Below are 23277 nucleotides of genomic sequence, written 5' to 3'. Positions count from 1 at the left end.
TAGTGACCCCGCCCCCCTGAATCGGGGATGAACCCTTGACCGGGCAGGCCGATGGGGCAAAGCTCAGGGAAACTCTTCAGGCAATAAGGATGTGACTGTGCCCAATCGCGAACTGACCCTGCAATTTCTGGCCGAACCCTCCGACGTCAATTTCGGCGGCAAGGTCCACGGCGGCATGGTGATGAAGTGGATCGATCAGGCGGGCTATGCCTGCGCCGCTGGCTGGTGCGGCGGCTATGCGGTGACCGTCTATGTGGGGGGGATCCGCTTTTTGCGCCCCATCCAGATTGGCCAGCTGGTGGAGGTGCACGCTCAGGTGATCCACACCGGCACCACCAGCATGCATCTGGCGGTGGATGTCTACAGCCGCCACCCCACCGAGACCGAGCGCCACAAGACCACCCACTGCATCATCATCTTCGTGGCGATGGATGAGCAGGGCAAACCGACCCCGGTGCCCCAGTGGCAGCCGCTGAGCGAGAGCGATCTGCAGTTGCAGCAGTACGCCAAAAAGCTCATCGCCCTGCGCGAGGAGATCGACAAGGAGATGCGCCAGCACCTCTGACCCTGATGCCTCACAGCCCGACAGAACGGGCGCTTTCGGCCAACGGCGGCGCCCCTGTATAATCCCCCTTTTCCCGCAACCGGAACCCTGCCCATGTCACTGGAAACTGCCCCGCCCGAGGTAAAACTCGCGGTGGATCTGATTGAACTGCTGGAAACCAATGAGCTGGCCCCCGAGCTGGTGCTGGCGGCGCTGGCCATCGTAAAAAATGACTACGAGCGCAAGCTGGCGGAGGGGAAGGATCACTGATCCCCCCCGTTTTATCTTTCCGACCTCAGTTTTCCCCATACCACAAGTTACTGCGGCCCCATCACCTCGTCGCACAGGGCGATCAGGGCCGAACTCAGGCGGGTGAGCGGCTCGCCCCCGCTTCTCCCGGCATGGAGGGCCAGCTCCACCGGCGCCACCTTGGGCCACTGGGTCAGGGCCAGCTGATCGGCGGGCATCAGCCGTTTGGGTAGCAAGCTCACCCCGATCCCCGCGTTCACCGCCCCCTGCAAACTGGCGAGGCTGGCGCTGACATAGGCGATACGCCAACGCCTCCCTAGACCATCGAGCGCCTCGGTCATCTGCCGCCGATAGAGCCCTTCGCTCGGGAATACCACCAGCGGCAGCGGATCCCGTTCCCGTGCGGGCCAGTCGCGACTTTCGACCCACACCAGCGGCTCACGCCAGCTGGCGAGGGGCGAACCCTGCCCGCGAGTCTGCTTGACCAGCGCCAGATCCAGCTCCCCCGCCTCGAAGCGCTGCCAGATCTCGTGGCTCAGGCCACTTTGCACCTCCAACCGTACCTCGGGGTAGTCGCGGGCAAAAGCGGCCAGCACAGGGGTGATGGCACCGGCGGCGAAATCCTCCGGCACCCCGAGGCTGAGCGATATGCTCCCCTCGCTCACCTGCTCCTCGGCCTGTGCCAGCAGCGCCAGAATGCGGCGGGCTAGCCCCAGCAATTTTTCCCCCTCCGCCGTCGCAACCACCTGACGGCCAGCACGATCGAGCAGCGGGCAGCCGAGCTGCTGCTCAAGGCGGCGGATCTGCTGGCTGATGGTGGATTGGGTCAGATGGACCCGTTCACCGGCGCGGGTAAAGCTGCCGGTGTCGATAATGGCGACAAAACTGCGCAGTAACAGGGGATCCAGCATGGGGTACTCCATTTACAAAACCACTGAAACTCATTTTATCATTTAATTTCCAAATGGCTTGTTTCGCCGCTAGGCTGGCATTTGTTTAGTCAAATCAGGGTTTTTCATCATGTCTGCGCCCCTTGTTGCCTCTGCCAACGCCCGCCCGATCCCCTCATCAACCACCCTCCCGATTCATCAGTGCTGGCTGGAGCAGGCGGTGCAGCTGGCCAGAGCAAATCACCGGCAGGGTGGCCGCCCCTTCGCCGCCCTGCTGGTGCGCGATGGCCAGCTGGTGGCGAGCGCGGTCAACGGCATCCATCTGGATGGGGATCCGACCCGTCACGCCGAACTGGAGGCGCTGCGCAAAGCAAGCCAGAGCGGGCCGCTCGCGGGCGCCACCGTTTACGCCAGTGGTCACCCCTGCCCCATGTGCCTCGGCGCGCTGGTGATGAACGGCATCGCCGCCGTCTATTACGCCTTTGATAACGCCGATGCGGCCCCGTTCGGCTTTGACAGCACTGCCGCCTATCAAAGGCTGGGGCTGCCGCTGGCGCCGCCCCCTCTGCCACTGGTCAAGCTGGCCGTCACCCTGACGGCGGCAGATCTCTACGGCTCCCAGTTACAACAAACCACACAAGCAGCGCCTGATCATGAGTAAGGGGACAAGCGAACGCCCGGCAGAGGGGCGCCGCCAGCAGTTTGCCCTGCTGGTGCTGGTGATCCTGATTGGCCTTAATCTGCGCCCCTTTCTTACCGCCATCGGCCCGCTGAGCAGCGAGATTGGCCGCTCCCTGTCGCTGGGGATGGATACCCTCGCCTGGCTTACCCTGTTGCCGCTCTGGCTGATCGGGATTGGCGTGCTGCTCACCCCGCGCCTGCGCAGCCTTGCCAGTGCTACCACCCTGCTGGGGCTGGCCCTGCTGCTGCTCACGGCGGGCAGTGCCCTGCGTTTTAATGCCCAGAGCGGCGCCCTGCTGATCACCACTGCCGCCCTCTGTGGCCTGGGTTCGGCGCTGGTGCAGGGAGTGCTGCCCGCCCTTATCAAGCAGCACTTTGCCCGCAAGGTGCCGCAAGTGATGGGGATCTTCTCTGCCTGCATGATGGGGGGCGGCGCGCTCGGCGCCAGCCTGACGCCACGGCTGGCAGCGAGCCTCGACTGGTCGCGGGCTCTGGCACTCTGGAGCCTGCCGCTGCTGCTGGCCCTCGTTTGGCTGGGGTGGAAAGTGCGTCTGCCAAGCACCGCGGCAGTCGCTATTCCTCATGGCGAGCAGCGGCTGATCACCCTGCCCCGCAGCTGGTTGCTGATCGTCTGCTTTGGCATCATCAATAGCGGCTACGGCATCGTAGTGGCCTGGCTGGCCCCCGCCTATATGGCGAATGGGTGGAACGCTGCGCAGGCTGGCGAGCTGGTCGCCTGGTTGGCACTGGCGCAGACTGCCAGCGGCCTCGGCTTGCCGCTGCTGGCCGCCCGCAGTCTGGATCGGCGGCCATGGATGGGGCTGGCGATTGCCATGCAGCTGGCGGGATTTGGCGGCCTCTGGCTGGCGCCAGCCAGTGCCCCGATCCTCTGGTGCATGCTGTGCGGCGCCGGTCTTGGCGGCAGCTTTTCGCTGATCATGGTGATTGCGCTCGATCACCTGCCCGACCCGCGCCGCGCGGGCACCCTGAGCGCCCTGATGCAGGGCTTCGGCTTTATGCTGGCGGCCACCGGCCCCTGGGTGGCTGCCCGCCTCTATCACCTGTTCGGTGACTTCGCCGCCGCCTGGCAGTGGCAACTGGGAGGATTGCTGCTGATGAGCCTGCTGGTAGTGCGCCTCGACCCACGCCACTATCCCCGCGTCATGGGGTTACCGACCACCAGCGAGCCAACCCTTTCGGCGCCCCTCCCGGCCAGCGCTGCGACCCAAAGCAACACACCGGCCTGAGGCCGGTGTGTTGGGGATAGCAGTGTTGGGGATAACAAGACGAGGCTGACGCCACTCAGGGGAGCAACTCAGCGCCCCTTCTTCTGCCGTCCGGTGTTAGCGGTGCGCGGCTTGCCAGCGGCCGGTTTGCCTCCCTTGGGAGCCCCTTTGCCAGCGCCGCCCTTGTTGGCAGCACCTTTGCCCGCGCCACCCTTGCCCACCGGCAGCTTCTTCTCGAAAGCTTCCGGGCCCGGCACATTGGGACGCCCGCCAATCTCGTGATCGTCATCGCGGCGCGGCCTCTTGCCCTGCCCCGGTTTGGCGCTTGGCACCGCAGGGGCCTTGGCCGCCTTGGGTTTGTCGCCTTTGGCCGGTTTCACCTCGGAGGAGGAGTCCTCAATCAGCTTGAACAGATCGATCAGCTCGTCGTCGGTCAGATCGCGCCACTCGCCCACCGGCAGTCCCTTGAGGCTGACGTTCATGATGCGAATGCGCTCCAGCTTGGTCACTTCAAAACCGAAGTACTCGCACATGCGGCGGATCTGGCGGTTAAGCCCCTGCACCAGGGTGATGCGAAAGACGAACGGAGCCTCTTTCTTCACCTTGCACTTCTTGGTCACAGTACCGAGGATCGGCACCCCGGCCGCCATGCCGCGCACAAACTCGTCGGTCACCGGCTTGTCGACGGTCACCAGATACTCTTTCTCGTGATCGTTACCCGCCCGCAGGATCTTGTTGACCAGATCGCCGTGGTTGGTAAGGAAGATCAGACCCTGCGAATCCTTGTCGAGACGCCCGATGGGGAAGACCCGGGTGCTGTGGTTGACGAAATCGACGATGTTGTCCTTCTCGCCCGCCTCTGTGGTACTGACAATGCCCACCGGCTTGTTGAGGGCGATCAGCACCAGACTGTCCGCCTCGCGCGGCTCGATCACCTGACCGTTCACCTTGACCAGATCGCCAACCTGCACCTGATCACCGATCCCGGCCCGCTTGCCGTTGATAAAGACGTGGCCCTGCTCGATAAAGCGGTCGGCCTCGCGGCGCGAGCAGATGCCGCTCTCGCTGATGTATTTGTTCAGGCGCATGGATTCGTTAGCCAGCATGGGTCACCTGCCACAGGATCTGGGTCGCGCCCGGTTGTGCCATCGCCTGTTCCGGCTGTGCCGGGGAGGCTGTTTGCTGCATCAGCCAATTCACTACGTCAAAGTTCTGCATACCATTCCATCTTCAAAAAAGGCCAATGCCAGCTTATCCATCAAAAAACGCCGCTACAGTAGCATAATTGCCCTCTTTCAGGGGCAGATAGTTGCAAGTTCGCAGCACCCAAGCGGGCATCCGCGGATAAGTTCACGCCGCCAGATAGCCCGCGATGCAGCCTTCGAACGGCCAGCCTGATGTAAGCTGCAGGGTCAGGCGCCCACAGCCAGCGCGGACGAACGCCATCAACTATACATATCACCTTGTTTCTATTAGGCTTTAAGCCGGTTGGCTACGCCCAATGTGCTGCGCCAAACTTGCCCGCCCAGACGCGGATCCCCCCTATCGCCAAGGATTGCACCATGCTGGCTCACACTCGCCGCCTTGTTCGCCGTGCTCTGCTGACCCTGTTGCTGCTGTTGCTGACCGCATGGGCGGTGATCGCCTACTTCGCCTGGCAGGCAGCGCCGCTGCAGCTGTGGCACACAGTGGTGCCTCCCGAACTCAGTGCCGATGAGCTCGACAGCAGCGACTGGCAAGCCTATCTGGCCCGCGAAGCAGAGCTGTTCGAGCTGGTGGCCACCGAGGTAGTCGCCAAAACACCGCCGGAGCAGCAACTGGCCAGCAATCGCTACTATCAGGACGCCCCCATCAATCCCGCCCGCTTTCAGCAGAACTGGAACCGCTCCTACCTGCTGCGCCCCGAGGGGGAAGTCAAAGGGGTGGCGGTGCTGCTGCACGGCCTGACCGACTCCCCCTACAGCCTGCGCCATCTGGCCAGACGCTATCAGCAGCAGGGATTTATCGCGCTGGGGCTGCGGATCCCCGGCCACGGCACCGTGCCCGCTGGCCTCGTGGATGTGGATTGGGAGACCTGGCTGGCCGCCACCCGACTGGCGGTGCGGGAGGCCAGATTGCTGGCGCCGGGCAAGCGGCCGCTGCATCTGGTGGGCTTTTCCAACGGCGGCGCGCTGGCGGTGAAATATGCGCTCGATGCACTGGCCGACCCGAGCGGCGCACTGGCAAAACCGGATCGGCTGGTACTTATCTCCCCGATGATCGGGGTGACCCGCTTTGCCCGCTTCGCCGGGCTCAAGGCCGTGCCTGCTCTGCTGCCCGCCTTTGCCAACGCCGCCTGGCTCGACACCATGCCGGAGTTCAACCCGTTCAAGTACAACTCGTTTCCGGTCAACGGCGCGCGCCAGTCCTACCGCCTGACCCACGCCATCCAGCAGCAGGTGCGCCAGCTGGCCGCCAGTGGCGAGCTGGCGGCGTTTCCCCCCGCCCTCACCTTCCAGTCGGTGATGGACTACACCGTCAGCACCCGCTCCATCATTGCCGATCTCTATCACTATCTGCCGGCCAACGGCAGCGAACTGGTGCTGTTTGATATCAACCGCAGTACCCTGTTTGGCCCGCTGATGAGCTCGGCCTCCGAGCTGGCGCTGCACCGCTTGCTGCCAAACGCCCCCGGGCACTATCGCCTCACCGTGGTGGGCAATGTCGAGCCAACCTCCCCCGCAACCCAGGCCAGAACGCTGGCCACCACCGACCAGCCTGAGCAGGTCCGCCCGCTGGGTATCGATTACCCCAAGGAGATCTACTCCCTCTCCCACGTGGCGCTCCCCTTCCCGATGGACGACCCCCTCTATGGCATGGCAGCGCGCCCGGAGCAGCGGGAGCAATATGGCATCAATCTCGGCGGTCTGGCCCTGCGTGGCGAGCGCGGAGTGCTGATCGTCAACCCCGGCGCCCTCACCCGCACCTCCTCCAACCCCTTCTACCCCTATCTGCAGCAGCGGGTAATGGAGACCCTCACCGCCCCTCCCGTGGCTCGGTCTGCAGCCGTAACCCCTGCCAGCAGCGGTCAACCTGATGCGGCCTATCAGGCAGAAGTGGAGCAGTTTTTACAGGAGAGCGACGAGAGCAGCGCGCCTTTCTAGGGCGTTTCTGCCACATCGGCCAAGCGGCCAACTTGCTTGGCGCGATAGCGATACAAGAAAGGGGCCGTCAATTGACGGCCCCTTTCTATTGATGATGGCGATGGAACTGATGGCTTGGTGGGCTCAGGGATAGATGCTCACTTCTATCAGATTCTGATCCGGGTCGAGGAAGTAGAGTGATTCTGATAGGTGTTGCACCGTCAGGCGCCGCGCCAACCCTGTCAGGGATAGATGCTCACTTCTATCAGGTTCTGGTCAGGGTCGAGGAAGTAGATGGATTCTATCGGCCCGCAGGCGCCACTTTTGGTCACAGGCCCCTCGACAATCTCCACCCCGTGGCAGGCCAGCTGGGCCATCACCTGCTCCAGCGGCCAGCGGGTGATAAGGCAGACATCTCCCGACCCCACCTGCGCCCGATTGCGCGGCTCCTGCCCCAGCAGTTGCAGATTGATCTTCTGGTTGCCAAACCCTACCGCCCGGCGCCCCGCACCGAAGGTGATGGCCTCCATATTGAGCACCGAACTGTAAAATTCCACGGCCCGTTCGATATCACTGACCGTCAATACCAGATGGTCGATATGGCTGATCATGGTTACCTCCTGGTGGTGATCTGGCTGATGTGACCGACATATGCCCGCAAGCATCCGACTGTCGTCGCCACGGCGGGCAACCCCATCATACCCGGCAAGGGGAAGCCCATGTGTGCCGTGACGCGCAAAGCGAGCGCAAATGATCTGGTCAAATAAATTCGCGTTACTGCACCGCTGCGCACGCTTTGTCCCGCTGGGCCAGCAGGGCTTCATCGTCACTGTCCATTGCCGCCAGAATCGCCTGATTGCAGGCCCGCTCTGCCAGCTTGGCCGGACTCTGCTTGGCATCCCCAATCTCTGCAATCATCGGCCGATAACTGATGGCAGCCGAGCAGTACATGGTGCGAAATTTGGGCAGTTGCCAACTGCTGTCATCCTGCCGGGTCAAGTCATCACACAGCTTGTGAAACAGGGCGGACGCCTTGACCGTGCACTGGCTAAAACGCCGTACATCCTGCTCGTAGGGACGACAAACGCTCGGCTGCTGGATCTGCCACAGCTGAAAAGAGAACGGGACCGACTCCCCCTCATACTGCACCACCAGCGTCTTGGCCTCGGTGCCATAGATATCCGCAACCTGCTGCTGTACCAGATTGAGATAAGCCGAAAAAAGATAGGAAACCGGATCCATCACCACCTCCCTGTGGTTGTCACAGCCGGGCTTTATTACCGAAAACCAGGGCGATTTTCAAACGAGTAACAGGCGACAACAGCTTACTGATTTGGCAACAAAAAATAATTACTTTTCACACGCGGTGGAAGCTGGGCCGAGAGTGCTATCCAGTCAGTTATATGGACGGGAATGATCCATCGCAATCTGCAATTCACGGCCACCGGCAATCTCGCCATGACTGATGCCGCTGGTCAGCCACCAGCTGATAACCAGAAGCAGTCGTTCCGGATCATGGCGCAGACGCCCTTTCAGGGCACACTCCCAGATGATCAGACGGCGGATACCCAGTTGGTCCAGCTCGGCCAGATGACGGGCATCACGCGCACGATTGCTGGCGATCTTGGCTTGCCAGAAGTCGGTTCTGCTCGATGGCAGCTTGAAGAGATGACAATCATGACCATGCCAGAAACAACCATTCACCTCGATCACCGCACGGTAGCGCGCCAGCCAGAGATCCGGCTTGCCCGGCAAGGCTGAATTGTGCAAACGGTAACGAAATCCGGCATGATGCAGCAGCTGACGAATCTGTATCTCCGGCTTGGTATTGGCATTCTTAATCCCGGCCATCAACCGGCTTCTGGTCTCTGCACTCACTATGTCAGGCATACAGATACTCGTTTGAAGGCGAATGATAGATACTGTGTTTTTTTACAGCCTCGGGCGTTCTCTCTGGGTTAAATGAGTGATAAGATTCCGCGCAACTGCAACACGCCCAGATTTTGATATGACATATTCAACCTCCTCTGCACACAACACACCTGAAGAAGATCAGGCATTCTCCAGCAAACGCCAAGCTGAAGATCGCCATCTGATGGAAAAAGTCCTCGAAATCTACGACCAAAAGCAAATTGCTGAAAAGCTACGTGCATTGGGCGATGCCGACTGGACTCGTGAATCCCTGAACCGCTGGCTTAATGGCAAGATCGAACAAAAGCCGCTGACTCATCTCGAAACAGAGATGCTGAAAAGTCTCATCCCTTCGCCCCCCAAGCATCATGGCCATTACGATTTCAAATTTATTGACCTGTTTGCGGGTATTGGTGGCATTCGGAAAGGTTTTGAGGATATTGGTGGGCAATGTGTCTTTACCAGTGAATGGAACGAACAGGCTGTCAGAACTTACAAAGCCAACTGGTACTGTGACGAAACTGCGCACAAATTCAATTCCGACATCCGTGAAATCACCATGCCGGACAATGACGATCGTGATTTTGTCTATGCCCACATAGATAAAGAAATTCCGGATCACGATGTACTGCTTGCCGGTTTCCCGTGCCAACCATTCTCATTGGCAGGTGTATCCAAAAAGAACTCACTTGGGCGCGCCCATGGATTTGAGTGCGAAGCTCAAGGAACCTTGTTCTTTGATGTGGCACGTATCATTGATGCCAAAAGGCCAACAGCCTTTGTGCTTGAAAATGTAAAAAATCTGAAGAGCCATGACAAAGGAAATACATTCCGGGTAATCAAGGAAGCATTGACAGAGTTAGGTTATTGGGTCTCCGACTTGGATGTTAATGGTGCGAATGATCCCAAAATTATAGATGGCAAACATTTCATCCCTCAGCACCGGGAACGTATTGTACTTGTCGGTTTCAGAAAAGATCTGAACCTGCATGAAGGTTTCACGCTAAAAGATGTCGCCACATTATTTCCTGAAAACAGAATTACTTTCGCTGACCTGCTTGAACCAGTTGAAAAGCTTGACTCAAAATATATTTTGACTCCCAAGCTGTGGTCTTATCTATATCAATATGCGAAAAAGCACCAAGCGAAAGGAAATGGCTTTGGCTATGGTCTTGTTGACCCCAAAAACCCTGCAACAGTCGCCAGAACTTTGTCAGCTCGTTATCACAAAGATGGCTCTGAAATTCTGATTGATCGTGGTTGGGATATGGCCTTGGCAGAGACCGACTTCAATAATGAGAAAAACCAGCAGAACCGACCACGCCGTTTGACACCCAGAGAGTGTGCAAGACTGATGGGATTTGAACAACCGGGTGAATACAAATTCAAAATCCCCGTTTCAGATACCCAAGCCTATCGTCAATTTGGCAACTCTGTCGTAGTCCCGGTATTTGCCGCCGTTGCTAAACTGATGAAGCCATATATTTTGAAGTCAAAGAAATAAAATGCTATCAGGGCCTGTATTATATACAGGCCTTTATAGTAATCAGCTTAAAATGCATTCTCCAACGTGTAGTTGAAAAATATAAACGTCAGCATTTAGATGCTATTCATTTTTTGCAATGAAATTTTTATTATAAATTACCACCAGAGAAATTACTTGTACTGAGATATATCAGCTTAGTTCGATGGTGGCCCGTCCAACACCTCCTTATAATCATTGGTTTTCATACTTAAATCACATTTTTGACAATGACATATCATGAGTAGGTTCCATTAGGTGCTGAAAAAATATATTATGCCAATTGACACTGATTGCAGACAGAGGTTCAGATGGCAAGTTTCAATACTGTGGCAGAATGTATGCGCCAGCTAGGCGCAACTCGCATAATATTTAAATCTCTCGCTAATAACGATAATAGCAAACAACAGATTTATCTTGGATCTGACTTCGATGTAATCCGTCTGATTCCATCAGGCGATATCTATGCTGATGGTATCAGTGCCAAGGGGCCAATATTTAAAGCACCACTAACACTTTACTGGATGAATGATAAAGGAGTTACTGAATTAGCGCCAAATAGTCAGTTGATACTTTATCCAAAGTATCCAGAAATACGTATGTCTGGTTTTCTATCTGGCACCGATAAAAAGTTAAATATCACACCTCGCCATTTAATGAAACCTCCCAGCATTGAAGAACGTGCAGAAAAAATAGATTCACATCGCTACCTGATTCTAGGTTTAAACAAAAACACCATATGGGCATATTGCACATCTTGGCATGATGAAATCGCACAAGAACTCCATACACTTGTAGCGGAGGAAAAAGCCCAATCGGTTGCGTCTGTCTTTTATGAAATTATTAAGACAGGAAAGACTAGCGAGGAAAAACTTTTAGAAAAGTTGAAAGCCATACACAGCATGGGGCAGATAGAATCATGCAGGCTTACTTCTGCTGGCAAAAAAATTCCTTACAAGGCATCGAACGGGGCTGGCTACACACTGGAGGCACAGTTTGATATTACCCCCAATGGATGCTCAGATCCTGACTTTATGGATTGGGAATTAAAGTCTCATTCAGGTTCAGTTGTAACCCTTATGACTCCAGAGCCAAACTCTGGAATATATATCGAAAATGGTTTGAAAGCATTTTTAGACCAATATGCAACAAAAAAACAACCAAATAGATTAGATTTTGCAAGTCGTCATGACGTAAACAAAAAAAATAATAAAACTCTTCTTACAATGAAAATGGAAGGGTATGATCAAAAATCAGGCAAGATCATTGATCCCAATGGTGGGCTGATGTTAAGGGATCAGAATAATAATCTCGCTGCTGGCTGGAAGTTTGATAAGCTTATTGAACACTGGAAAAGAAAACACTCAAACACATGTTATGTAAGCTATTCCATATTTAAAAATGGTCCTATCCCATCATATCAGTTCGGACCAAAAATAACTTTAGGTCAAGGAACAAGCCTTGAACATTTTTTGAAGGCTCTTCATTCTTGTGCAATTTACTATGACCCAGGAATAAAAATGACACAAGAAAATGAAAAGTGGAAACCCAAAAAAAGAAGCCAATTTAGAGTAAATTGGAAAAATATTGATACGCTATACAGCTATATGAGGGATATTGATCTAAATAATATCTAAAACTATTTAATGAAAATTAAATAATTAAAGTGCGAAAGAATATGGATTCTTGAGGGGGATATGGCTCAACCGATTTCGTCTCTAGCATTAGTCTTGTGGGTCGATTACTCCTCCCCCTCTAGAAACTGAACTATGACTAGGCAAGCAACCCCACCCAAAAGAGCCTCATAAGAGGCCAAAAGCTATCGTAACAAAAGGAGGTACAACCTCTCCTGTGACTACAAATTGGCATCACTGACGCAAAATCCACCGGATTCTTGCCCAAAACCCCGGCTAAATTATCCAGTTGCATAATAACCATGCGGCCTTGCGGTTGTTTAACTGGCCCTAACGTCAGATAATACCGCCCGCCTTCAAACCCCGATAACCCGACTTTCAGTGACGGTAATTGATGACTGAGTACCTGCTTTTATTGATCGGCACCGTGCTGGTTAACAACTTCGTGCTGGTGAAATTCCTCGGCCTCTGCCCCTTTATGGGGGTCTCCGGCAAGCTGGAAACCGCCATCGGCATGGGGCTGGCGACCACCTTCGTGATGACCCTCGCCAGTGCCAGCTCCTATCTGGTGGAGCACTATATCCTGCTACCGCTGGATATCGCCTATCTGCGCACCCTCGCCTTTATTCTGGTGATCGCCGTGGTGGTGCAGTTTACCGAGATGGTGGTGCGCAAGAGCAGCCCGACCCTCTATCGCCTGCTGGGGATCTTCCTGCCCCTCATCACCACCAACTGCGCGGTGCTCGGGGTGGCGCTGCTCAGCATCAATGAGCGACACGACTTTATCCAGAGCGTGATCTACGGCTTTGGCGCCGCCACCGGCTTCTCGCTGGTGTTAATCCTGTTTGCCGCCATGCGCGAGCGTCTGGTCGCCGCCGATGTGCCCGCGCCGTTTCGCGGGGTGTCGATTGCCATGATCACCGCCGGTCTGATGTCGCTGGCCTTTATGGGCTTTACCGGCCTTATCAAGATATAACCATGATCCATATTCTCTTTGCCATTCTGGTGCTCACCCTGCTGGCGCTGGCGTTCGGGATTATCCTGGGCTTTGCCGCCGTCAAGTTTCATGTGGAAGCAGACCCCATCGTCGATCAGCTCGATGCCCTGCTGCCCCAGACCCAGTGTGGCCAGTGCGGCTATCCCGGCTGTAAACCCTACGCCGAGGCGCTCGCCAACGGCGATCAGATCAACAAGTGCGTGCCCGGTGGCGAGGCCACCATGCGCAAAATTGCCGATCTGATGGGGGTGGAGCCCCAGCCACTGGGGGGCAGTGACGAGGCCGCCGTGCCGGTCAAAAAGGTCGCCTTTATCCACGAAGATCAGTGCATCGGCTGCACCAAGTGCATTCAGGCCTGCCCGGTGGATGCCATCGTCGGCGCCACCAAGGCGATGCATACCGTGATTGCCAACGAGTGCACCGGTTGCGATCTCTGTGTCGATCCCTGCCCGACCGACTGCATCGAGATGATCCCGGTGCCCACCACGGTCGATAACTGGAAGTGGGATCTCAATAACGTGCATGTTCCGGGCAAGATTCCGGTCAAGATAGTGGAATAAACAGCGGAGCAACCATGCATTCCTTACTCGAACGTATCAAAGCCGGCACGCTCTGGGACTTTCACGGTGGCATTCACCCCGCCGACAACAAGCTGCAATCAAGCCAGAGCCCGGTGGTAGACGCCGGTCTGCCGCCGCGCCTCATCATTCCGCTGCGCCAGCACGCAGGCCCCGCCGGCGATCTGCTGGTGCAGGTGGGCGACAAGGTCAAAAAAGGGCAGCCGCTGACCCGTTATGCCAAGGGGCGGGTCGTCCCTGTCCATGCCTCCACCTCCGGCACCATCACCGAGATTGGCAACCACACGGTTGCCCACCCCTCCGGACTCGGCGATCTCTGTGTCATTCTCACCCCGGATGGGGAGGATGAGTGGGGCGAGCGCAATGGCACAGCCGATTACTGGAATCTGGAGCGGGGCGAGCTGCTCGAGCGCATCCAGCAGGCGGGGGTGGCGGGCCTTGGCGGCGCCGTATTCCCGACCCACAGCAAACTCGACGGCCGCGGCCAGCTCACCGAGATCCTGATCGTCAACGGGCTGGAGTGCGAACCCTATATCACCACCGATGATCGGCTGATGCAGCAATACGCCGACGAAATCATGGATGGCATCCGGGTGCTCAAGCACCTGCTCAAACCGAAACTCACCCTGATCGGGGTAGAAGACAACAAGCCCGAGGCGATCGAGCAGCTGACCCGCCATGCCACAGATGAAGATGTACTGGTCAAGACGGTGCCGACCAAGTACCCCTCTGGCGGTGCCAAGCAGACCATCGAACTGCTCACCGGTCGTCAGGTCCCCAAGGGGGGCCGCGCGGTCGATATCGGCATCATGGTGCTCAACGTCGCCACCGTGTTTGCCATCAAGCGCGCCATTATCGACGGCGAGCCGCTGATCGAGCGGATCGTTACCCTCACCGGCGACAGCTTCAAAAAGCCCGGCAACGCCTGGGTACGCCTCGGTACGCCGGTACGCTGGCTGTTGCAGCGTTTCGAGCTGCAACCGGAAGCAGAGCAGCGGGTGATCATGGGGGGCCCCATGATGGGCTTTACCCTGCCCCACGCCATGGTGCCTGTGGTCAAGGCCACCAACTGCCTGCTGGCACCGACGCAGGCTGAACTGCCCGCCCCCGGCCCGGAGCAGCCCTGCATCCGTTGCAGCGCCTGTGCCGATGCCTGCCCGGCCACCCTGCTGCCGCAAGAGCTCTACTGGTACAGCCGGGCCAAGGAGTATGACAAGGCCGAGAAACTCAACCTGATGGACTGCATCGAGTGCGGCGCCTGCGCCTGGGTCTGCCCGAGCGAGATCCCGCTGGTGCAGTACTACAAGATCGCCAAAGACGACATTCGCGAAGCCCGCGCCGAAGCCGAAAAAGCCGAGCGCGCCAAGCAGCGTTTCGAAGCCAAGCAGGCCCGTTTCGAGCGGGAGAAAGCGGCCCGCGAAGCGCGCCACGCCGAAGCCGCCGCCCAGCGCCGTCAGGCGATGACTGCCGCAGGCGGGGAAGATCCGGTGGCAGCGGCTCTCGCCCGTATCAAGGCCAAGCAGGATGCGCCCATCACCGCCATTGCAGCCACCGCAGAGGGCGTGCCCGACAATAGCGCCGTGATCGCTTCCCGCGAAGCGCGCAAACGGGAAGCGGAAGCGCGCCGCGCTGCCAAGCTGGCCGAGAGCGCAAACAGCGAAACAGCCGCAGCGCCGCAATCCGCCGAGGCGGCTGACCCCGCCAGCGATCCCAAGAAAGCAGCCATCGCCGCCGCACTGGCCCGCGCCAAGGCCAAGAAAGCCGCTCAGGCTGGCGATAGCGCCGAGCCTGTGACTGCCGAAGCCGTTGCTGCCCCTGCGGTAGATGCTGATCAGCAAAAGGCAGAAGTTGATCCGAAAAAGGCAGCAATTGCCGCCGCCATTGCCCGTGCCAAAGCCAAAAAGGCCGAGGCGAATGGTGAACCGGTAAGCGCATCTAACAGCGCGGTAGCAGACGCAGGCTCGCAAGGCGATGCACCTGTCGATCCCAAAAAAGCCGCAATTGCTGCCGCCATCGCTCGTGCCAAGGCCAAGAAGCTGGCCCAGCAGAGTGACAGCGCTGAGGGCGATCTGACTGCAAACGCAGGCACCAGCGAATCCGCTGCAACCCAAAGTGATGCACCATCTGCGGCCAGCGAAGCGGTCGATCCCAAGAAAGCAGCTATCGCAGCTGCCATCGCCCGGGCCAAGGCCAAAAAGCTGGCCCAGCAGGGCGAGAGTGCCGGTGCTGAAGGTGTGCAGAGTGAGCCAGCTGCCAGCGCACAGACCCGCGACGTGGCGGTAGCCAAGAGCGAAGTAACCACCAGCCAAAGCGATACGGCTGCAAGCGAAGTGGTCGATCCCAAGAAAGCCGCTATCGCCGCTGCCATCGCCCGGGCCAAGGCCAAAAAACTGGCCCAGCAGGGCGAAAGTGCCGGTGCTGAAGGCGCGCAGAGTGAGCCAGCTGCCAGAGTGGAGACCCGCGACGTGGCGGTAGCCAAGAGCGAAGTAACCACCAGCCACAGCGATACGGCTGCAAGTGAAGAGGTCGATCCCAAGAAGGCCGCAATCGCCGCAGCCATCGCCCGTGCCAAGGCCAAAAAGCTGGCCCAGCAGAGCGCAAGTACCAGTGCAGAGGTAGAAAATGCCGGTACTCAGGTAGAGAGTGCCGGAACTGAGGGTGAGCGCGCACCGGCCGAGCCGATGCAAAGCGATGCAGCCAGCAGTGAGCAACCACTTGCCGTCACTGCCTTGCCTGAAGCGAACGCCCCTGCGGCTGATGCCCCGGTTGATCCGAAAAAAGCGGCCATTGCAGCCGCGGTGGCCCGCGCCAAGGCGAAGAAGCTGGCGGCCGAGGCAGCCAGAGCCGCAGAGACCGCCGCTGAAGATGCCCCGTCAGCCGACCGAACAACCACAAGGTAATCGACAGACTCATGTTCAATATTGCGACTGCGCCGTTTGCCCATAACCGCAAACAGACCCGAACCCTGATGCTGCTGGTGATCCTGGCCTGCGTGCCGGGCTTGCTGGCTCAGACCTGGTTCTTCGGCTGGGGCTCCTTTATCCAGATCCTGCTGGCGTTGGTGACAGCGCTGCTGTGCGAGGCGCTGGTGCTCAAGCTCCGTGGCCGCGCCATCAAGCCTGCCCTGATGGATGGCAGTGCGGCGCTCACCGCCGTGCTGATCGGTCTCTCCCTGCCGCCGCTGCTGCCGTGGTGGATGCTGGTGGTGGGCACGGCCTTTGCCATTATCGTCGCCAAGCACCTTTACGGCGGACTGGGGCAGAACCTGTTCAACCCGGCCATGGTCGCCTATGTGCTGCTGCTGGTCTCCTTCCCGGTGCAGATGACCAGCTGGCTGCCGCCGGAGAGCGTGCGCGCCTACAGCCTCGGCTTTGGTGATGCGGCGTCGGTGATCTTCACCGGCTTTAGCCTCGACGGCTACAGCATGGCTCAGCTCAAGCAGGGGGTGGATGGCCTCACCATGGCGACCCCCCTCGATACCCTGAAAACCGGCCTGACTCAGGGGCTCACCACAGGCGAGATCCTGAGCGGCCCGCTGTTTGAGGGCTGGGGCGGCATCGGCTGGAGCTGGGTCAACCTCGGCTATCTGCTGGGCGGCCTCTTCCTGCTGCAGCAGAAGGTGATCAACTGGCGCATTCCCACCGCCATTCTCGGTGCCCTGCTGGCGGCCTCCACCATCGGCTATCTGGTAAGCCCGGATGCGACAGCAACGCCCATGTTCCATCTCTTTAGCGGCGCAACCATGCTGGGGGCCTTCTTTATCGCCACCGATCCGGTCAGCGCCTGCACCACGCCGCGCGGCCGGCTGGTCTATGGCGTGCTGATCGGGGTGCTGGTCTACATCATCCGCCGCTTTGGCGGCTATCCTGATGCGTTCGCCTTCGCCGTGCTGCTGGCCAACCTTTGTGTGCCGTTTATTGACAGCCTGACTCGCCCGAAAGTGTATGGAGCTCGTCGCCAATGATGTTTCTGCCCTTTTCCCCCATCACAGCTGACGGAGCCCGTACATGTTAAAGAGCATGCGCAAGAACGGCCTTATTCTGGCGATGTTCGCGCTGGGCTGTTCCGCGCTGGTGGTACTGACCAACGAGCTGACCAAGGATAAAATCGCCCACCAGCAACAGCTGGAGAAGCAGCAGACCCTCTCGGTATTGCTGCCGGAGGGAAGCTATGACAACGATCTGGTGGCCAGCTGCAAGCAGGTGACCAGCAGGAAGTATCTGGGCAGTGATCAGCCGCAAGCCCTCTATACCGCCAGCAAGAATGGCGTGGTGACCGGCTATGCATTGGAGGCGATCGCGCCGGATGGTTACAGCGGGGCGATCCGCATCGTGGCGGGCTTTGATGCCAAGGGCACCATCACCGCCGTGCGCGTGCTCGCTCACAACGAGACCCCGGGCCTGGGTGACAAGATCGAGCTGAAAAAATCTGACTGGATCAACAGCTTTGCCGGAAAATTCCTGACCCATGACAACGAGCCCCAATGGGCGGTGAAGAAGGATGGCGGCGAGTTCGATGCCTTTACCGGCGCCACCATCACCCCGCGAGCCGTGGTCAAGGCGGTGAAGAACCTGCTTAAACTGCAGCAGGAGCAACCCGAACTGCTCAGCAACGCCCCGGCTTGTCCGGCGGCGAACTAACGGAGTCGAGCCATCATGAACCAGATGGAACAGATTGAAACGGGCGCTGCCCCGATTGCCGAGCTGGAAAGCCGCAAGGGAGAGCTCAAGGAGCTGATGAGTCAGGGGCTGTGGAAGAACAACCCCTCGCTGGTGCAGGTGCTGGGGCTCTGCCCGACCCTCGCCGTCTCCTCCACCTTTACCAATGCGCTGGGGCTGGGCCTTGCCACCATGGCGGTGCTGGTCTGCTCCAACCTCGCCGTCTCGCTGGTGCGCAACTGGGTGCCGAAGGATATTCGCATCCCGGTCTATGTGATGATCATCGCCTCGCTGGTAACCAGCGTGCAGCTGCTGATGAACGCCTACACCTACGGCCTCTATCAGGCGCTCGGCATCTTTATCGCCCTCATCGTCACCAACTGCGTCATCATCGGCCGCGCCGAGGCCTATGCCTCCAAGAACCCGCCGCTGCTGGCGGCCCTCGATGGCCTGATGATGGGCCTTGGCTTTACCCTGGTGCTGCTGGTACTGGGCGGCATGCGCGAGATCATCGGCATGGGCACCCTGTTTGATGGCGCCGAGCTGCTGCTGGGCGAGTGGGCCAAATCCCTGCGCGTCGAGCTGTTCCACGCCGATGCCAGCCTGCTGCTGGCGATTTTGCCGCCGGGCGGCTTTATCGGGCTGGGGCTGTTGATCGCTGCCAAGAACGCCATCAACGACTGGCGGGACCGCAAACAGGCCGCTACCGTAGCCCACTGCAACGTTGCCCCGGCCCGCGTCCGGGCGACCGAACTATGATCGGACGCAAGGCATGAACAACCAGAAACGCAGAGAGATCCTCGAGCGGCTGCGGGAAAACAACCCCCACCCCACCACAGAGCTCAACTTCAACTCGCCGTTCGAGCTCTTGATCGCCGTGCTGCTCTCGGCGCAGGCGACCGATGTCAGCGTCAACAAGGCGACCGACAAGCTCTATCCGGTGGCCAACACCCCGCAGGGGATGCTGGATCTCGGGGTGGACGGGCTCAAGGAGTACATCAAGACCATTGGCCTCTTCAACACCAAGGCCGAGAACGTCATCAAGACCTGCGCCATCTTGCTGGAGCGCCACGGCGGCGAGGTGCCGGAGAACCGCGAAGCGCTGGAAGCCCTGCCCGGCGTCGGCCGCAAGACCGCCAACGTGGTGCTCAACACCGCCTTTGGCTGGCCCACCATCGCCGTCGATACCCATATCTTCCGGGTATCGAACCGCACCGGCTTTGCGGTAGGCAAGAACGTGGATCAGGTGGAGGAGAAGCTGCTCAAGGTAGTGCCCGCCGAGTTCAAGCTGGATGTCCACCACTGGCTGATCCTGCACGGGCGTTACACCTGTCTGGCTCGCAAGCCCCGTTGTGGTTCCTGTATCATCGAGGACTTGTGCGAATACAAAGAGAAGGTCTATCCCGAGAACTGATAGCCTTGCAACCGAGATTGAAAGCAGTACACATCACCAACCCGGAGAACTGAGCAATGAGAATTCTGCATACCATGCTGCGTGTCGGCGATCTGCAACGCTCCATCGACTTCTACACCCGTGTCCTTGGCATGAAGCTGCTGCGCAAGAGCGAGAACAGCGAGTACAAGTACACCTTGGCCTTCGTCGGCTACGGTGACGAGAAGGATGAAGCGGTGATCGAGCTGACCTACAACTGGGGGGTGAGCGAGTACGAACTGGGCTCTGCCTATGGCCACATCGCGCTGGAAGCGGACGACATCTATGCCACTTGCGACGCCTTGCGTGCCGCCGGTGCCAAGATCACCCGCGAACCGGGCCCAGTCAAGGGCGGTACCACCGTCATCGCCTTCGTCGAAGATCCGGACGGTTACAAGATTGAACTGATCGCCAAGAAAGATGCCGGTACTGGCCTGGGTGACAGCTTCTAAGCTACCCGACTCCCGCTGCTGGATGGCAGGATCAAAAAAGAGCGCATCTGCGCTCTTTTTTATGCTTCTCTGACTGGGGAGGGCGCTAGATCTCGCCGTTACGCCCCATGCTGATCACCACCCGCCGGTTCTTGGCACGACCCTGTTCGGTTTCGTTGGAGGCGACGTGCTGCTTCTCGCCATGCCCCTCCACCGAGATCTTGCCGGGATCGATCCCCAGATCGACAAACACCTTCTTGATGGCATCGGCCCGCTTCTCGGAGAGTTTCAGGTTCGGCCAGCGGCCGCCGTAGCTGTCGCTGTAAGCATCGATCACCACCACGTCGATGCCCTTGTCCGCCTTGATAAACTCGCTGATCATCGCCAGCCGCCGCTTGGAGGGGATGGAGAGCTGATCGCTGTTCTTGTCATAGGTAAGCACGCTAAAGGCGATATCGTTGAAGCTGTAGGGCAAGAGCCCGCTCAGACAGTCGATAAAGGCCTGATATTTCACCCGAAAGTTGACTGACGAGAGGGACACTCGCACCGCGCGGTTCTGGCGATACCAGTCCCGATACTGGAAGGTCGGCATCCGCCCCCCCTCCAGCTCGTCGAGCATGGTCCAGGCGGTTTGCCCCTCCACCAGCCCATCAAACTGCTGATAGAAGCGCAGCTGGCTCACTTCTCGCCCGGCAATCCCCGGGCGCCATACCGGCGGCATGATGCCAAGACTCACCGTCTGGGTCTGGGCCTGTGGCCGCTTGCCCTTGAGCTCGAAGTCGAGGTTTATCTTGCGCCCGGCACGGCTGACAAAGGCCCCCGTTCCCCAATTGGGAATAGGATGCTCGAGGCGGCACTCAATCTGGGTATCGGAGGTCAAACGCCAGACGGATTGATCCAGACCGGCACCAAATTCGGTGACCCCAGCCTGTAACTGCATACTCACGGATATGCTGACCAACCCCAACACCCAAGCGTTCAATTGCTTGTCCTCCACACGATCTCACAAGAGATATCGGCGGCAAGAGGCCAAGCTTTAGCGACAAACTGCAAAGGCGTGCCGTTGGTGTGGCAAAGGCTTGCCCCTCAGCGGCAACCGACCGAAAGCGGCGCTTATTCCCCCCTCTTAGCTCCGTGCCAACCGGCAGGAAGCTCGCTACAGTAAAGCCAGGGCAATCAGACGCCGCTTATCGGGAACCACACTCATGCACCGCTCTTGCTCCTCTTTATTGCAGATGTTGTTGCCAATGCTGCTGGCGCTATCCGGCAGCGCCGTCAAGGCCGCAACACAGGATCAGGAGTGGGCACAAGAGCGCGCCAATGCGGTGCTCTCGCTGATGACCTTCACCGTGGTGCCCGACATCACCGCCAGCAACCTCGATATCGGCAGCGGCACCAATCAATCTGCCGCCCTCAACATGACCCAGATCGGTGGCGGCGCCACCATGAGCGAAGCCGTGCCCATCTATCTGGAAGGGGCGATCGGCTTTAGCCGCTACGATCCCCAGTTTGTGGTGAGCAACGGCACAGAGAGCCACACCCTCCCGACCAAGTGGAACAGCCTGACCGCCTCTGGCGGGATCGGCTGGGATATCGCCCTCCATGAAGACCCGCGCGGTGGCCACTGGGTGCTGCGCCCCATCGCCAACGTCTCGCTCGGTACCATGGCCAGCGATCTGCGGATCGGCAACTGGCTGCTGGAGCGCACCAAGGGCTACTCGCTGGATTTTCTCGATGGTGGACAGCTCAATATGTACGGACTGGGGGGCTCGCTGATGCTCGACTACGAGCTCTTTTCAAAGGCGCAGGATATCGATATCGAAGTGCGCTACTCCTACCAGCACCTGCAGAGCTTTGGCGGTACCTCGACCAGCGTCCGTGGTCACGCCGAGGCGGAGAACCTCGGTCTCTATCTGCGCCGCCGGGCCCCGCTGTTTGACTGGACACTGCTCGACAGACCGGTGCGCTATGTACTGGAGGGGGCCCATACCGCATATCTGGGGGAACAGCGGGGGTTGCTTGGCTTTGACTCCCTCAACTCCATCGGCGCCGGTCTGGAGCTGGACAGCAGCAAATACGACATCATAGTCACCCGTACCCGGCTGGTTGCCCGCTATATGTTCAGCCACAACACCAGCGGTTATTCCATCGGGTTGGCCATGAGTTTCTAAGTCGTTATATTTTCCTGCCACGAGTGGGCAATCCTCAGGGAAAGCACATTAACACTCCAGATAATCACGCCCTATTGACGGAGGGTTTATTTATCCTGACCCTTTCATAGGCCTCACAACCCAGTCATATCAGGTAAAAATATCTACCTGCTGGTAGGCTAGTTTCCCCCCTCGCACACCAAATATTGGAGTTTTTTGTCTGTGTATTTACGGCGCGCAATGGCTGATTTGCCCTGTGATGTCGCCAGCCTGTACCCGCTTGCAACAGAGAAAATACTCGACTCCAGATATTGCAGCCCAATGGCCAACTTTACCGATACCCATAAGGAACCAACCTGGAGGTCCCCCATCTTTTGCACAGTGGCTTGAGCTGCACATAAACCATTGTTTTAAAATGTTTATAGTTTTTCATATTTTATGAATCCAATTAATCCTGTTTTATTTTACTTACATCACCCGACTGCTAAATTTGGCGTCATCCCGGCAGGACGAGGCGCACTGAAACGACTGACTGCGGGCTACCGATAACAGGTGTGCAATGAGCACAGAAATAACGTTCAGGCATAGCAACCGTTATTTTGACGACATCACACTTGCTGATCCTTGTTGATTTGAGGTTATCTGATGAAAAAAACGCTGCTTGCTCTCTCTGTATTGGTCATGACCGGAACCGCATATGCAGGGGTGCCTGATTTATCCGCCAGCTGTCCTGGACATATTAATCTTCGCGTCGAAGATGGCACGGCTTATATCAATAACCAGCAAGTTCCGCTTAAAAAAGTGAATTCAAATTTCTACGAGGCGAGTAAGGGGCGCACCACCCTCTCCATGGTGAAAAATGGCGACTGGGGCATCACCTATTTTGTCAAAAATGGCGACAGCGGCGCCTGCCAGCTCAATGACGATGAGAACGATGACGACGGCGATGATGAGAGCGCCAGCAGCAGTGCCTACAACGGCAGCACTGCGCAAACCAAGGTTGCCGAGAACGCCTGCATGAACGCCGTCGCCAGAAAAGCGGGCGTCAGCCGCAGCAAACTGACCCTCGACTATGTGGCCGACTCCCAGGCGGGGATGATGATTGATATCAAAGGGCCCCATGACCGGATCTGGCACTGCCTCACCGACGCCCGCGGCCATATTTCTGGCATCAATCAGGACTGATTTCGAGCCACGGCTCAGCGGGGCCCACACCTACCGTGGGGGCTCCACCCCTTATCCATTGCAATTA

Annotated in this window: 24 protein-coding genes; 17 read left to right on the top strand and 7 right to left on the bottom strand. The window is 58.2% G+C overall.

The window, feature by feature from the left end; translation table 11 throughout:
- The first annotated feature begins 97 nt into the window (after nt 1–97).
- Both ACTG2O_RS12200 and rsmS read left to right on the top strand, forming a co-directional pair.
- Nucleotides 98–565, top strand: coding sequence for an acyl-CoA thioesterase (locus ACTG2O_RS12200; protein ID WP_041208541.1), 468 nt, complete (start codon nt 98–100; stop codon nt 563–565).
- 93 nt (nt 566–658) lie between these two features.
- Nucleotides 659–814, top strand: a complete 156-nt coding sequence (rsmS, locus tag ACTG2O_RS12195) for a pleiotropic regulatory protein RsmS (protein ID WP_005337582.1) — start codon at nt 659–661, stop codon at nt 812–814.
- 47 nt (nt 815–861) lie between these two features.
- Here the strand turns inward: rsmS and ACTG2O_RS12190 are convergent, their stop codons facing one another.
- Nucleotides 862–1704: a LysR family transcriptional regulator gene (locus ACTG2O_RS12190; protein WP_439975859.1), complete on the bottom strand. Its 843-nt coding sequence runs from the start codon at nt 1702–1704 to the stop codon at nt 862–864.
- Nucleotides 1705–1813: 109 nt separating this feature from the next.
- Here ACTG2O_RS12190 and ACTG2O_RS12185 point away from each other — a divergent pair, with 109 nt between their 5' ends.
- Together ACTG2O_RS12185 and ACTG2O_RS12180 are read left to right on the top strand one after the other, a co-directional pair.
- Nucleotides 1814–2344, top strand: a complete 531-nt coding sequence (locus tag ACTG2O_RS12185) for a nucleoside deaminase (protein ID WP_439975857.1) — start codon at nt 1814–1816, stop codon at nt 2342–2344.
- Nucleotides 2337–3611 (top strand): MFS transporter, encoded by a 1275-nt coding sequence (locus tag ACTG2O_RS12180; protein ID WP_439975855.1) that lies wholly within the window; start codon nt 2337–2339, stop codon nt 3609–3611. The genes ACTG2O_RS12185 and ACTG2O_RS12180 overlap by 8 nt, the downstream gene beginning before the upstream one ends.
- Nucleotides 3612–3679: 68 nt before the next feature.
- On the opposite strand, the gene rluF is transcribed toward ACTG2O_RS12180, so the two are convergent.
- Nucleotides 3680–4696: a 23S rRNA pseudouridine(2604) synthase RluF gene (gene rluF / locus ACTG2O_RS12175; protein WP_101531503.1), complete on the bottom strand. Its 1017-nt coding sequence runs from the start codon at nt 4694–4696 to the stop codon at nt 3680–3682.
- Complete coding sequence (locus tag ACTG2O_RS12170; RefSeq protein ID WP_421243873.1) at nt 4686–4808, bottom strand: hypothetical protein; 123 nt, start codon at nt 4806–4808, stop codon at nt 4686–4688. The genes rluF and ACTG2O_RS12170 overlap by 11 nt, the downstream gene beginning before the upstream one ends.
- 344 nt (nt 4809–5152) lie before the next feature.
- On the opposite strand from ACTG2O_RS12170, the gene ACTG2O_RS12165 reads away from it, so the two are divergent.
- Nucleotides 5153–6733: an alpha/beta hydrolase gene (locus ACTG2O_RS12165; protein ID WP_439975853.1), complete on the top strand. Its 1581-nt coding sequence runs from the start codon at nt 5153–5155 to the stop codon at nt 6731–6733.
- Nucleotides 6734–6954: 221 nt separating this feature from the next.
- Here ACTG2O_RS12165 and ACTG2O_RS12160 read toward each other — a convergent pair whose 3' ends face one another.
- The 3 genes from ACTG2O_RS12160 to ACTG2O_RS12150 all read right to left on the bottom strand — a co-directional run bounded on the left by ACTG2O_RS12160 (nt 6955) and on the right by ACTG2O_RS12150 (nt 8602).
- Nucleotides 6955–7323 carry a VOC family protein gene (locus ACTG2O_RS12160; protein WP_043825666.1) on the bottom strand — a complete coding sequence of 123 codons (369 nt, stop codon included), beginning with the start codon at nt 7321–7323 and terminating at the stop codon, nt 6955–6957.
- A gap of 163 nt (nt 7324–7486) precedes the next feature.
- The gene (locus ACTG2O_RS12155; protein WP_043825663.1) at nt 7487–7954 is read right to left on the bottom strand and encodes a hypothetical protein; all 468 of its coding nucleotides are present in this window, start codon (nt 7952–7954) and stop codon (nt 7487–7489) included.
- A gap of 153 nt (nt 7955–8107) precedes the next feature.
- The gene (locus ACTG2O_RS12150; RefSeq protein WP_201902153.1) at nt 8108–8602 is read right to left on the bottom strand and encodes a very short patch repair endonuclease; all 495 of its coding nucleotides are present in this window, start codon (nt 8600–8602) and stop codon (nt 8108–8110) included.
- Between the two features lie 118 nt (nt 8603–8720).
- On the opposite strand from ACTG2O_RS12150, the gene ACTG2O_RS12145 reads away from it, so the two are divergent.
- The 10 genes from ACTG2O_RS12145 (at nt 8721) to gloA (ending at nt 19896) form a co-directional block, all read left to right on the top strand.
- Nucleotides 8721–10127, top strand: a complete 1407-nt coding sequence (locus ACTG2O_RS12145) for a DNA cytosine methyltransferase (protein ID WP_043825659.1) — start codon at nt 8721–8723, stop codon at nt 10125–10127.
- A 329-nt stretch (nt 10128–10456) separates the two neighbouring features.
- Nucleotides 10457–11782, top strand: a complete 1326-nt coding sequence (locus tag ACTG2O_RS12140; protein WP_439975852.1) for an MvaI/BcnI family restriction endonuclease — start codon at nt 10457–10459, stop codon at nt 11780–11782.
- A gap of 391 nt (nt 11783–12173) precedes the next feature.
- Complete coding sequence (gene rsxA / locus ACTG2O_RS12135) at nt 12174–12755, top strand: electron transport complex subunit RsxA (protein WP_005337600.1); 582 nt, start codon at nt 12174–12176, stop codon at nt 12753–12755.
- A 2-nt stretch (nt 12756–12757) separates the two neighbouring features.
- Entirely contained in the window at nt 12758–13336 is a 579-nt protein-coding gene (gene rsxB / locus ACTG2O_RS12130) for an electron transport complex subunit RsxB (protein WP_005350799.1), read from the top strand.
- 14 nt (nt 13337–13350) lie between these two features.
- Nucleotides 13351–16254, top strand: a complete 2904-nt coding sequence (gene rsxC, locus ACTG2O_RS12125; RefSeq protein ID WP_439975850.1) for an electron transport complex subunit RsxC — start codon at nt 13351–13353, stop codon at nt 16252–16254.
- Between the two features lie 11 nt (nt 16255–16265).
- Nucleotides 16266–17318, top strand: a complete 1053-nt coding sequence (rsxD, locus tag ACTG2O_RS12120) for an electron transport complex subunit RsxD (RefSeq protein WP_005337606.1) — start codon at nt 16266–16268, stop codon at nt 17316–17318.
- A 43-nt stretch (nt 17319–17361) separates the two neighbouring features.
- Nucleotides 17362–17994: an electron transport complex subunit RsxG gene (rsxG, locus tag ACTG2O_RS12115; RefSeq protein WP_236317605.1), complete on the top strand. Its 633-nt coding sequence runs from the start codon at nt 17362–17364 to the stop codon at nt 17992–17994.
- 15 nt (nt 17995–18009) lie between these two features.
- A complete protein-coding gene (locus ACTG2O_RS12110) occupies nt 18010–18771 on the top strand; it encodes an electron transport complex subunit E (RefSeq protein WP_371177647.1) in 762 nt (253 codons plus the stop codon).
- A gap of 13 nt (nt 18772–18784) precedes the next feature.
- The gene (gene nth / locus ACTG2O_RS12105; RefSeq protein WP_236325092.1) at nt 18785–19426 is read left to right on the top strand and encodes an endonuclease III; all 642 of its coding nucleotides are present in this window, start codon (nt 18785–18787) and stop codon (nt 19424–19426) included.
- Between the two features lie 56 nt (nt 19427–19482).
- Entirely contained in the window at nt 19483–19896 is a 414-nt protein-coding gene (gene gloA, locus ACTG2O_RS12100) for a lactoylglutathione lyase (protein WP_005347113.1), read from the top strand.
- Nucleotides 19897–19981: 85 nt separating this feature from the next.
- On the opposite strand, the gene ACTG2O_RS12095 is transcribed toward gloA, so the two are convergent.
- A complete protein-coding gene (locus ACTG2O_RS12095; RefSeq protein WP_005350788.1) occupies nt 19982–20857 on the bottom strand; it encodes a flagellar protein MotY in 876 nt (291 codons plus the stop codon).
- A 223-nt stretch (nt 20858–21080) separates the two neighbouring features.
- Here ACTG2O_RS12095 and ACTG2O_RS12090 point away from each other — a divergent pair, with 223 nt between their 5' ends.
- Together ACTG2O_RS12090 and ACTG2O_RS12085 are read left to right on the top strand one after the other, a co-directional pair.
- Nucleotides 21081–22046 (top strand): autotransporter domain-containing protein, encoded by a 966-nt coding sequence (locus tag ACTG2O_RS12090; protein WP_439975848.1) that lies wholly within the window; start codon nt 21081–21083, stop codon nt 22044–22046.
- Nucleotides 22047–22670: 624 nt separating this feature from the next.
- Nucleotides 22671–23210 (top strand): hypothetical protein, encoded by a 540-nt coding sequence (locus ACTG2O_RS12085; protein WP_439975847.1) that lies wholly within the window; start codon nt 22671–22673, stop codon nt 23208–23210.
- Nucleotides 23211–23277: the final 67 nt, after the last annotated feature.

This window comes from Aeromonas sp. 61P (assembly GCF_051919545.1).
In the GTDB taxonomy this organism is placed as follows: Bacteria; Pseudomonadota; Gammaproteobacteria; order Enterobacterales; family Aeromonadaceae; genus Aeromonas; species Aeromonas veronii.
Note: the sequence above shows the minus strand (reverse complement) of the source record. Positions and strands in the feature narration are given on the sequence as shown.

What these genes read in the sequence shown, in the direction of transcription:
- ACTG2O_RS12165 (WP_439975853.1), top strand. Translation starts at nt 5,153, where the DNA reads ATGCTGGCTCACACTCGCCGCCTTGTTCGCCGTGCTCTGCTGACCCTG.
- rsxG (WP_236317605.1), top strand. Translation starts at nt 17,362, where the DNA reads ATGTTAAAGAGCATGCGCAAGAACGGCCTTATTCTGGCGATGTTCGCG.
- ACTG2O_RS12110 (WP_371177647.1), top strand. Translation starts at nt 18,010, where the DNA reads ATGAACCAGATGGAACAGATTGAAACGGGCGCTGCCCCGATTGCCGAG.
- rluF (WP_101531503.1), bottom strand. Translation starts at nt 4,696, where the DNA reads ATGCTGGCTAACGAATCCATGCGCCTGAACAAATACATCAGCGAGAGC.
- ACTG2O_RS12140 (WP_439975852.1), top strand. Translation starts at nt 10,457, where the DNA reads ATGGCAAGTTTCAATACTGTGGCAGAATGTATGCGCCAGCTAGGCGCA.
- ACTG2O_RS12170 (WP_421243873.1), bottom strand. Translation starts at nt 4,808, where the DNA reads ATGCAGAACTTTGACGTAGTGAATTGGCTGATGCAGCAAACAGCCTCC.
- rsxD (WP_005337606.1), top strand. Translation starts at nt 16,266, where the DNA reads ATGTTCAATATTGCGACTGCGCCGTTTGCCCATAACCGCAAACAGACC.
- ACTG2O_RS12155 (WP_043825663.1), bottom strand. Translation starts at nt 7,954, where the DNA reads ATGGATCCGGTTTCCTATCTTTTTTCGGCTTATCTCAATCTGGTACAG.
- rsxB (WP_005350799.1), top strand. Translation starts at nt 12,758, where the DNA reads ATGATCCATATTCTCTTTGCCATTCTGGTGCTCACCCTGCTGGCGCTG.
- ACTG2O_RS12180 (WP_439975855.1), top strand. Translation starts at nt 2,337, where the DNA reads ATGAGTAAGGGGACAAGCGAACGCCCGGCAGAGGGGCGCCGCCAGCAG.
- ACTG2O_RS12190 (WP_439975859.1), bottom strand. Translation starts at nt 1,704, where the DNA reads ATGCTGGATCCCCTGTTACTGCGCAGTTTTGTCGCCATTATCGACACC.
- nth (WP_236325092.1), top strand. Translation starts at nt 18,785, where the DNA reads ATGAACAACCAGAAACGCAGAGAGATCCTCGAGCGGCTGCGGGAAAAC.
- ACTG2O_RS12090 (WP_439975848.1), top strand. Translation starts at nt 21,081, where the DNA reads ATGCACCGCTCTTGCTCCTCTTTATTGCAGATGTTGTTGCCAATGCTG.
- rsxA (WP_005337600.1), top strand. Translation starts at nt 12,174, where the DNA reads ATGACTGAGTACCTGCTTTTATTGATCGGCACCGTGCTGGTTAACAAC.
- rsmS (WP_005337582.1), top strand. Translation starts at nt 659, where the DNA reads ATGTCACTGGAAACTGCCCCGCCCGAGGTAAAACTCGCGGTGGATCTG.
- gloA (WP_005347113.1), top strand. Translation starts at nt 19,483, where the DNA reads ATGAGAATTCTGCATACCATGCTGCGTGTCGGCGATCTGCAACGCTCC.
- ACTG2O_RS12150 (WP_201902153.1), bottom strand. Translation starts at nt 8,602, where the DNA reads ATGCCTGACATAGTGAGTGCAGAGACCAGAAGCCGGTTGATGGCCGGG.
- ACTG2O_RS12145 (WP_043825659.1), top strand. Translation starts at nt 8,721, where the DNA reads ATGACATATTCAACCTCCTCTGCACACAACACACCTGAAGAAGATCAG.
- ACTG2O_RS12160 (WP_043825666.1), bottom strand. Translation starts at nt 7,323, where the DNA reads ATGATCAGCCATATCGACCATCTGGTATTGACGGTCAGTGATATCGAA.
- ACTG2O_RS12185 (WP_439975857.1), top strand. Translation starts at nt 1,814, where the DNA reads ATGTCTGCGCCCCTTGTTGCCTCTGCCAACGCCCGCCCGATCCCCTCA.
- ACTG2O_RS12085 (WP_439975847.1), top strand. Translation starts at nt 22,671, where the DNA reads ATGAAAAAAACGCTGCTTGCTCTCTCTGTATTGGTCATGACCGGAACC.
- rsxC (WP_439975850.1), top strand. Translation starts at nt 13,351, where the DNA reads ATGCATTCCTTACTCGAACGTATCAAAGCCGGCACGCTCTGGGACTTT.